The following is an 8,579-nucleotide window of genomic DNA, read 5'->3' as shown; positions in this document are numbered from 1 at the left end:
CGCTTCTGTCGCTATGCCATCGCTGCCGTCCCTCACCCCGCGCCAAAAATGCCCTGCCCTAGGAAACTGGCTTCATCGGCGACGCCAGGCAGCACGAAGAAGTAACCGCCGCCTACCGGCTTGATGTATTCCTCCAGGCGCTCGCCACTGAGACGGCTTTGAACCGTGAGAAAACCGGCGCTCAGGTTGGACTGGAAGCAGACGAACAACAGGCCCATGTCGAGCTGGCCGTTTTTGCCCACGCCGTTGGAATAGTTGAAGGGGCGGCGCAAAATCCGGTTGCGTTCGGTGGCGGCAGTGCGCGGGTTCGCCAGGCGGATGTGAGCATCCATTCGCGTAACCTTGCCTTCAGGGTCAGCCGCGTAATTAGGCTCGTCGCTTTCTTGCTTGCCATCCATCGGCGCGCCAGTTGCTTTGTGACGGCCAAAAATCGTTTGCTGTTCCTGCAACGGCGTCCGGTCCCAGCGCTCGACAAAATTACGGATGATGCGCACCGCTTGGTAACTGCCGTTCGCCGCCCAGGCGGGCTCATCGGAATCGGGTTGCACCCACACCAGTATCTCCATGGCTTTCTGGTCACTGGAGTCAGGGTTGGCTGAGCCGTCGCGGAAACCCAGGAAGTTACGTGCGCTCTGCGCGGGTTGGCCGGGTTTGAGCGGCGCCTGCGGCGGCACAGTACCTTCCTGCTTCCAGCGCACCAGAAGTAAGTCCGGCAAGTTCTTCATGATGTCGCGCAGGGCGTGGATGTTGGTGTCTGGTGTGTTAGAGCAGAACTGAATGCTCAAGTCGCCATGGCAGCAGCCCGGTTCCAGAGCATCGTTGGGGAAACCAATCATCTCGATCAGGCGCTTGGGTTTTACCGACTCGAGGCCGAAACGCTCGTCGAACAATGAAGCGCCTACGGAAACCGTGACCGTCAGGTTGTCTGGCGTCACCACCGGCCCGAGAATTCCGGAATCGGTGGGCGGAAATTTTTCGTCGATCTGCGGCACTGTGCCGCCGGTCATCAAGAACGCAATGCGCTCGTTCAGCGTGCGGAACAGACGCTCCAGGTCTTCACGATCAGTGGCCAACACGTCGAACGACACCAGCATGCCGGCAGCCGGGCGCGGGGTCACGATCCCGGTTTGATAACGACCGTGGAAATCGTGATGGTCCCGCGTCTGTTCGCTGTGCGGTGCTTCGGTGACTTTTGCCGGGGTAGCCGCCATGACATTGCCGCTCAGGCTGCTACCGGCCAATGCCGCGCCCGCCACACCGAGTCCCAGGAGCACTCGGCGGCGTTGAACTGAATCTGGAGCATCGGTGTGCGTTAAGTCTTTCATGGTGGTACGTCTTCGCTCTAATTCAAAAATCGAGAGGACACTGTTCAGAGACCTGAAAGGCCTAATGCGGGATCGATTCCATCCAGTGCATCGGCTAATGCCTTGGCCTTGTCTGCCAGCTGCTGACGCTGTTCAGTGGTCACTTGGTCGTACGGGCGATAAACGCCATCGGTGTTGAAGCCCTTGATTTGCTCGTCCAACGCGGCAGTGGCGCTGTCGATGCGCTTCAGCAGATCGGCGTTGGAAGTGACCAGCAGCGGTCGCATCAGCTCGATCACCTTGCGTGTGCCGTCCAGATTGGCGGCAAACCCATTCAGGTCGCTGTGGCTGTAACGTTCTTCTTCACCTTTGCTGCGGATGTCCGCGAGGCTGCGCAGCGAATGGACTACGCCGCCGACCAACTGCTCAGGCTGCATCGATTGCGCCAGCAATTGTTGCTTGAGGCTGGCGATGTCTGCTTGCAGCTTCTGCACGACCGGGCCTAAGCCCTCGACGGTGTGTTGGTCAAACAGGCTGTATTCAATGCGGTGAAAACCGCTGAAACCGGCATCTTGCTCGCGTTTTTCGTAGTAATCGGCACGGGCATTGATCGCGTTATCGACTTCGGAGAAACGCTGGGCTGCAGGCGCAAGACGCTGGTAAGCCGCGCGAGCCGGTAGATAGACCGCTTGCGCCTGGCTCAGGTCGCCGGCATCGACAGCAGTTTGCAGTGCAACAACCGCCTTGAGCAGCGCTGAGCTTTGCAGGCTCATGTACACCCGGTATTCCGACAACGGGCCGAGGAACGCGACCATGCTTGGCTTGGCCTTGGCGAGGGCGTCGGAAGCCGCAGTAGGGGTGACCTTCATGGTGCCGTGAGGATTGCTCAGCAAACCGCAGGTGATGGTGTAGTCGCCCGGCTTGAGGTTGGCGTTGATCACCGCGCTTAAACCAGGGGCGATGTTCTCGCGCTCTTCGAGGACCATCACACCATCAAGAATTTCCCATTCAACCGCACGTTCCGAACGGTTGACGATACGAAATGCAGTGCGCCCGGCAGGCACGACCAAGGCATTGGGCTCGCAGTTGCCTGGATGAATAGTGACCGTCACTTCAGCACTGTTATTGGCCTGACGCTTATGCATCGCGGCCTGGGACGCGTAATAAAACAGCCCGCCAGCGGCAAGCATGACGATCACGGAACCGGCAACCGCCAAGCGCAAGACGCGGGGATGCATGGCTTTCTCAGGAAGCCCGTTGGGGAGGTTCGACATGGGTGCCCTTATTTATTCGTAACAGATGGTGAGTGATGATGTTGCGAAGGCTTGGCAGGCAAGCTGACCACTTCGGGGTGCGGCAGAAAGAACAGCACCAACGCACCGATCAGGTAGATCAGGTAAACACTCAGCGTGCTGACCGTTGGTGCATCCTGATAACCGAACATGCCCGCCAGTACTGACCCCAATGGACCGTCCATAGGCAACGTTGCGCTGATATCAAAGACCACGGTTTGCAAGTGATTCCACAGCCCGGCTTCATGCAAGGCTTGCACGGAGGTGGACAGAATCCCGGCGGCAACCACCAGAATGAACAGGCCCGTCCAACGGAAGAACAGGCCCAGGTTCAAGCGCATGCTGCCGCTGTAGATGGCGAAACCCACACCAATCGCCAGAATCAAGCCAAGCAGGGCGCCGATTGGCGCGCCAGGGCCTTCACTTTGCTGGAACACGGCCAGCAGGAAAAATACAGTTTCCAGACCCTCGCGGGCCACGGCGAAAAACACCATGGCGATCAGCGCGTAGACCTGGTTTTTCGAATTGGCGAGGGCCGCGTCGAGGGACGCGTGCAGTGCGTGTTTGATCGAACGCGCAACTTTGCGCATCCAGAACACCATCGAGCTGAGGATGGCCACGGCTATCAGGCCAACGATGCCTTCGAACAGTTCTTGCTGACGCTGCGGGAATTCCGCGCTCATCATTTCCAGTCCACCGCCCACCAACAGGGCCAGCGCTGAGGCCAGAAAAACGCCAATCCATACGGCAGGCATCCATTCGCCACGGCCGGTCTGTTTCAAGTAGCTGGCAATGATGCCAACGATAAGCGCGGCTTCAATGCCTTCGCGCAGCATGATCAGAAAAGGAACAAGCATGTGTCACCACGGAATTCAGTAGGGTGTCTTTTGTCATACGCGCAAGAAGTCTTCGCGCATGGCAATACGTAACATAATGATACTCATTATTGAATGGAGCTACCTGTTTTTTTAGAAGCGGGGAATATTGTTCACCAGGACAGGTCGGGTTCAGGTTCGCAAGTCCGACTTTATTAATGCCAAAAACTGCTGCGCTGCCGGACTCAAGCCCTGGCCTGACCGGGTGATCAAGCCGATTTCACGGCTCACACCTGAGTGTTCAACCCTCACCTTGAGTAAATCCCCACGGCCATCGTCAGCTGATTCAGGCAGCAGGGTCATGCCCAAACCCTGCCGCACCAACGCCAGCACGGTGGACATATAGTTGGCTTCAAGGCCGGGTATCAGGGTCAGGTTTTCCTCGGCAAACAGGTGTTCCACGCGTTCGCGTACGCTGCTGTCACGCCCCGTCATAATCATCGGCTGGGCTGTGAGCTCGCCAAGCACCACTGACGAGCGAGCCGCCAATGGGTGCTCGGCAGGTACGAACAAGCACAAGCGATCGACCATCACCACCTCAAAGTCGAGGCCGTGGGTGATTCGTGCTCGCACGCCGACACCAAAATCTACTTCGCCCTCACGCACCAGTGCATCAATGCGCTGCGCCACAACGTCGCGCAGACGTACCTCTACCCCTGGGAACTGCTGGCGAAACAGCCGCAGGATTCGCGGCAGTGCGCTTGAGCAAATCGAGGGCAACGCGGCGATGGTCACCACGCCACGGCGCAACGCCGCCAAATCCCGCGAGCCGGCCACGATGTTGTCCAGGTCCAGCAGCAGTTTCTCCATCGGGCCGAGGTTTTTCTGGCCGGCTGAGGTGAGACCGACATAACGCGGATTGCGCTCCAGCAGCGTCACGCCCAGCCATTCTTCTAATTGCTGGATCTGCACGGTTAATGCCGACGGCGACAAGTTAAGGGCCACTGCCGCCTTAGCAAAATTACCGCTATGGGCGACCGCGAGGAACGCTCGAATATGCTGGATCGAATTTTTCATTCTGTTTTTCCGAACGTTGAGCGGTGAACATTTCAATTTACAAAGCTTAACCGGTTTTCTAATACTCACTGAAAACAACAACCGCTCATTTCGCTGCCCACGGCTGTTAGAAATGACAATCAGGACTCGCCCATGCTCGCCACGCTCGGTGTCATCACCATCCTTTGTTTGCTCGCCAGCGTGATGAGCAAACGCCTCTCGCCGCTAGTCGCCTTGATCGCGTTGCCCATCATCGCCGCCTTGATTGGCGGGTTTGGTCTCGAAACCAGCGCCTTTATCATCACTGGCATCAAGAACGTCGCGCCGGTAGTTGGCATGTTTGTGTTTGCCATTCTGTTCTTCGGCGTGATGACCGACGCCGGGATGCTTGATCCGATCATCGACCGAATCCTGCGCACGGTGGGCACACGCCCTACGCGGATTGTCACCGGCACCGCGTTGCTGGCGCTGTTGGTGCATTTGGACGGATCTGGTGCGGTGACGTTTCTGGTGACCATCCCGGCGATGCTGCCGCTGTATACCCGGTTGGGCATGGACCGACGGATTCTCGCCTGCGTGGCTGCGATGGCCGCAGGGGTTAACTTTCTACCGTGGACCGGTCCGGTGTTGCGCTCATCGGCTGCATTGCATGTACCCGTTTCGCAACTGTTTCAGCCGTTGATCCCGATCCAAATAGTCGGCTTGGTATTTGTCTTTGCGTGTGCCTGGATGTTGGGCTGTCGCGAAGAGCGTCGACTCGGCCTCGGGGCGGGCGCCGCGGTGGATGTGGTGCCGCAGCGGGTACTCAGTGATGAGGAGCAGAGTCTGCGTCGCCCTCGACTGTTTTGGCTGAATCTAATCCTGACGGTTTTGGTCATGGGCGTAATGATCTCGGGTTGGGTCGACCCGGTGGTGATGTTCATGCTCGGCACGGTGGTGGCGCTATGCGTCAATTACCCCAATGTCGATGCCCAGCGTGCACGTGTAGATGCTCACGCAAAAACCGCGCTGACCATGGCCAGCATTCTGCTGGCGGCCGGGGTATTTACCGGCATCATGCAAGGCAGCGGCATGCTTAAAGCAATGGCCGAGGTCGCGGTGGCGCAAATACCTGCTGGGCACGGGCACCTGATTCCGGCCGTTGTCGGCTTTCTGTCCATGCCGTTGAGCCTGTTGTTCGACCCCGACTCGTTTTATTTTGGGGTGATGCCGGTAATTGCCGAAGTCGGCAAGGCATTGGGGGTCGATCCCTTACAAGTCGCTCAAGCGTCGCTGCTCGGCGTGCACACCACTGGTTTTCCGGTCAGCCCACTCACTCCCGCGACCTTTCTGTTGGTTGGTCTGTGCAAGATCGAATTGGCCGACCACCAGCGTTTCACTATCCCCTTTCTTTTCGCGGCATCGGTGCTCATGACCCTGACCGCGTTACTCCTGGGAATCTTCTGAGATGAAAACCTTACGTATAGGCGCCGGCGCCGGCTATTCTGGCGATCGTATCGAGCCAGCAGTTGAACTGGCAGAACACGGCGATCTGGATTATTTGGTCTTCGAATGCCTGGCTGAGCGCACCATCGCTCTGGCGCAACAAGCTCGCCTGGTCGACCCGGAGTCAGGTTACGATCCGCTGCTCGGCGAGAGAATGCGCCGTGTTCTGCCCTTCGTTGGGCGCGGTCCGGATGGCCAACGTCGGCGACTGCGGGTGATCACTAACATGGGCGCGGCAAATCCTTTGGCCGCTGCCCGGGAAGTTCGACGGATTGCCGCCGAACTGGGCATTAACGGCCTGAAGGTGGCGGCCCTGACCGGCGATGATGTACTGGATGCAGTGCAGGCCGATCCCTCGTTAATGCTCGATATCGGCGTGTCTGTCGGTTCGTTGGGTGAGCGACTGATCTCGGCCAACGCCTATCTGGGCGTCACCGGTATCGTCGACGCGCTACGGGCCGATGCCGATGTGATCATCACCGGGCGGGTGGCGGATCCTTCGCTGTTTCTCGCCCCGCAACTGTTCGAATTCGCCTGGGCGCAAGACGACTGGACATTGCTCGGGCGTGGCACGTTGGTCGGGCACTTGCTTGAATGTGCTGGGCAAATCAGTGGCGGCTATTTTGCCGACCCTGGCTATAAAGACGTCCCGGATCTGGCGCGTCTCGGCTTCCCGTTGGCCGAGGTCGATGAACTGGGGCACGCCGTCATCAGCAAAGTGGCGAGGTCGGGCGGGCGCATCGACACCGCGACGTGCACCGAGCAAATGATCTATGAAGTGCATGACCCCGCGGCTTACCTGACTCCGGATGTTAGTGCAGATTTTTCGGCTGTGGCGTTTGTTGCCGACGGGCTTGACCGAGTGCACGTTGCAGGCGCCGATGGGCACGCGCGGCCGGCGACGTTGAAAGTCTCGGTGGGTTACCTCGACGGCTGGATCGGTGAAGGCCAGATTGCCTATGCCGGACCGGGCGCATTGGCTCGGGCACAGCTGGCCCGTGAGGTGGTGCTTGAACGGCTTAAGCTCATGGGCGTTATTTATGAAGAAGTGCGCGCCGAGTTAATGGGTGTCGACGCGCTGCACGGTGCTGAACTCAGCTCGCATGCGCGTAACGAACCCTGGGAAGTTCGCCTGCGTGTGGCTGCGCGCTGCGCCGATCGGGCCGAAGCGGTGCGCGTCGGTAACGAAGTGGAAACCCTGTACACCAACGGGCCGTATGGCGGTGGTGGAGCCACGAAAAGCCTGCGTCAGGTGGTGGCTGTCGCGTCGCTTTACCTGGCGCGAGACGCCGTTACCCCGCAGGTCCATCTGGAGGATGCATCATGAGTGTTGTCAAACTGCGCGAACTGGCGCATTCGCGCACCGGCGACAAAGGCGACACCTCGAATATCTCGGTCATCGCCTACCGTGCCGAGGATTATCCACGCCTGTGCCAAGCATTGACGGTCGAACGAATCAGCGCCTGGTACGCAGAGCTTCTCGATCCCGCTGCAGGCCCGGTTCGCCGCTATGAACTGCCCAATGTCCATGCCCTGAACTTCGTCCTGCCCGGCATCCTGCGCGGTGGTGTTACCCGCTCATTGGCGCTGGATGCCCATGGCAAAGCGCTCGGCGCAGCCTTGTTGGACATGGACATCGAACTGTAAAAAAATGCGCTCTTACACCATGCGTTTGACGGTGTCGTCCCGGCGTACAAAATGGTGCCATACCGCCGCGACGACGTGCAGGCCGATCACGTAATAGAAGATCGTTCCCAGCAACACATGCAGATATTGAAGTGACTCTGCGGTGGTTTTCGAGACGTCGAACGGCGAGGGGATCGCCAACGACGTCAATGGGATTGGCACCTTGCCACTGCCCAGCAATACGGTAAACAAGCCCAGCAGCGGTTGAGCAAACAAAAACGCATACAGCGCGTAATGCGACAAGGTCGCCATCATGTGCAGCGCACCTTCAAGCGGTGGAGTAATACCTGGCGGCGTATGGCGGCGACGTTCTGCGATCCTGAAAAAAGCCATAACAAAGACCAGAATTCCGACCCAGAAGTGCGTTTGGATCACAAATATGCGTGGGTCAGAGCCTTTGGCGAACTGGCTGCGGCTGAGGATGAGGATGTAAGCCAGCACGATCAGGCCAGCCATCACCCAATGAAACCAACGGGCTTTGGCGCTGTAGCGTGGAGTTAACGAATCGGTCATCACGGGATTTTTCCTTGGTCGATTAATTTCAGAGTCCACAGAGGAGAAGCGATAGTTCCTTGGGAATAAGAACACCTCAGCAGGATTATTTATTCAAAAAAACAAAAAAAACATTCATATCGCTATATATCTACGTTATCTGACGTAAAAAAGTATTCGTTTGGGTGTTTTTTTATTTGGATATAAACAAAGTATCTATTATGTTTTTTTCGCGCTTTTACGGGTCCTATGGGCATATTTTGACGTTTTATATAGCGATTAACGCTTAAAACCAGGAAAAGTGCTTTGACACTGAAGCATGCTGGATCCAACACTCTTCAGGTGATTCTCACCCATGCCGCGAAAGCGGTTTGATTTCAGAGCGTGGCGTTTCGCTCTTATAAAAACGCTAGGAAGGCATCATGGTCCGGAAAAAAATACTGATCATT

At 57.6% G+C, this 8,579-nt stretch carries 8 protein-coding genes; 3 read left to right on the top strand and 5 right to left on the bottom strand.

Translation table 11 applies throughout. The features are described from left to right. Positions 1 to 32 precede the first annotated feature (32 nt). The 4 genes from efeB to M0974_RS09725 form a co-directional block, all read right to left on the bottom strand. Positions 33 to 1,325 carry an iron uptake transporter deferrochelatase/peroxidase subunit gene (gene efeB, locus M0974_RS09740; RefSeq protein ID WP_297835733.1) on the bottom strand — a complete coding sequence of 431 codons (1,293 nt, stop codon included), beginning with the start codon at positions 1,323 to 1,325 and terminating at the stop codon, positions 33 to 35. Between the two features lie 44 nt (positions 1,326 to 1,369). Then, complete coding sequence (gene efeO, locus M0974_RS09735; RefSeq protein WP_297835731.1) at positions 1,370 to 2,578, bottom strand: iron uptake system protein EfeO; 1,209 nt, start codon at positions 2,576 to 2,578, stop codon at positions 1,370 to 1,372. An 8-nt stretch (positions 2,579 to 2,586) separates the two neighbouring features. Next, positions 2,587 to 3,453 carry an iron uptake transporter permease EfeU gene (gene efeU, locus M0974_RS09730; RefSeq protein WP_297835729.1) on the bottom strand — a complete coding sequence of 289 codons (867 nt, stop codon included), beginning with the start codon at positions 3,451 to 3,453 and terminating at the stop codon, positions 2,587 to 2,589. Between the two features lie 150 nt (positions 3,454 to 3,603). After that, entirely contained in the window at positions 3,604 to 4,488 is an 885-nt protein-coding gene (locus M0974_RS09725; RefSeq protein ID WP_297835728.1) for a LysR family transcriptional regulator, read from the bottom strand. 132 nt (positions 4,489 to 4,620) lie between these two features. Between M0974_RS09725 and M0974_RS09720 the strand changes: the two genes are divergently transcribed. From M0974_RS09720 to M0974_RS09710, 3 genes are read left to right on the top strand one after another with little or no spacing between them, the layout of a single operon-like run. Continuing rightward, positions 4,621 to 5,913: a CitMHS family transporter gene (locus M0974_RS09720; protein ID WP_297835726.1), complete on the top strand. Its 1,293-nt coding sequence runs from the start codon at positions 4,621 to 4,623 to the stop codon at positions 5,911 to 5,913. Between the two features lies 1 nt (position 5,914). Next, entirely contained in the window at positions 5,915 to 7,279 is a 1,365-nt protein-coding gene (locus M0974_RS09715) for an acyclic terpene utilization AtuA family protein (RefSeq protein WP_297835724.1), read from the top strand. Further along, positions 7,276 to 7,599, top strand: coding sequence for a hypothetical protein (locus tag M0974_RS09710; protein ID WP_297835723.1), 324 nt, complete (start codon positions 7,276 to 7,278; stop codon positions 7,597 to 7,599). Before M0974_RS09715 ends, M0974_RS09710 begins: the two co-directional genes overlap by 4 nt. A gap of 12 nt (positions 7,600 to 7,611) precedes the next feature. Here M0974_RS09710 and M0974_RS09705 read toward each other — a convergent pair whose 3' ends face one another. Then, the gene (locus tag M0974_RS09705; RefSeq protein ID WP_297835721.1) at positions 7,612 to 8,151 is read right to left on the bottom strand and encodes a cytochrome b; all 540 of its coding nucleotides are present in this window, start codon (positions 8,149 to 8,151) and stop codon (positions 7,612 to 7,614) included. Positions 8,152 to 8,579 lie beyond the last annotated feature (428 nt).

The organism is Pseudomonas sp., from assembly GCF_026224925.1.
Classification (GTDB): Bacteria; Pseudomonadota; Gammaproteobacteria; order Pseudomonadales; family Pseudomonadaceae; genus Aquipseudomonas.
The sequence above is the reverse complement of the archived record's forward strand: the minus strand, read 5'-3'. Positions and strand labels throughout refer to the sequence as shown.

Excerpts from the sequence above, each read along its gene's own strand:
- M0974_RS09705 (WP_297835721.1), bottom strand. The coding sequence starts at position 8,151 with ATGACCGATTCGTTAACTCCACGCTACAGCGCCAAAGCCCGTTGGTTT.
- M0974_RS09720 (WP_297835726.1), top strand. The coding sequence starts at position 4,621 with ATGCTCGCCACGCTCGGTGTCATCACCATCCTTTGTTTGCTCGCCAGC.
- M0974_RS09710 (WP_297835723.1), top strand. The coding sequence starts at position 7,276 with ATGAGTGTTGTCAAACTGCGCGAACTGGCGCATTCGCGCACCGGCGAC.
- M0974_RS09715 (WP_297835724.1), top strand. The coding sequence starts at position 5,915 with ATGAAAACCTTACGTATAGGCGCCGGCGCCGGCTATTCTGGCGATCGT.
- efeO (WP_297835731.1), bottom strand. The coding sequence starts at position 2,578 with ATGTCGAACCTCCCCAACGGGCTTCCTGAGAAAGCCATGCATCCCCGC.
- efeU (WP_297835729.1), bottom strand. The coding sequence starts at position 3,453 with ATGCTTGTTCCTTTTCTGATCATGCTGCGCGAAGGCATTGAAGCCGCG.
- efeB (WP_297835733.1), bottom strand. The coding sequence starts at position 1,325 with ATGAAAGACTTAACGCACACCGATGCTCCAGATTCAGTTCAACGCCGC.
- M0974_RS09725 (WP_297835728.1), bottom strand. The coding sequence starts at position 4,488 with ATGAAAAATTCGATCCAGCATATTCGAGCGTTCCTCGCGGTCGCCCAT.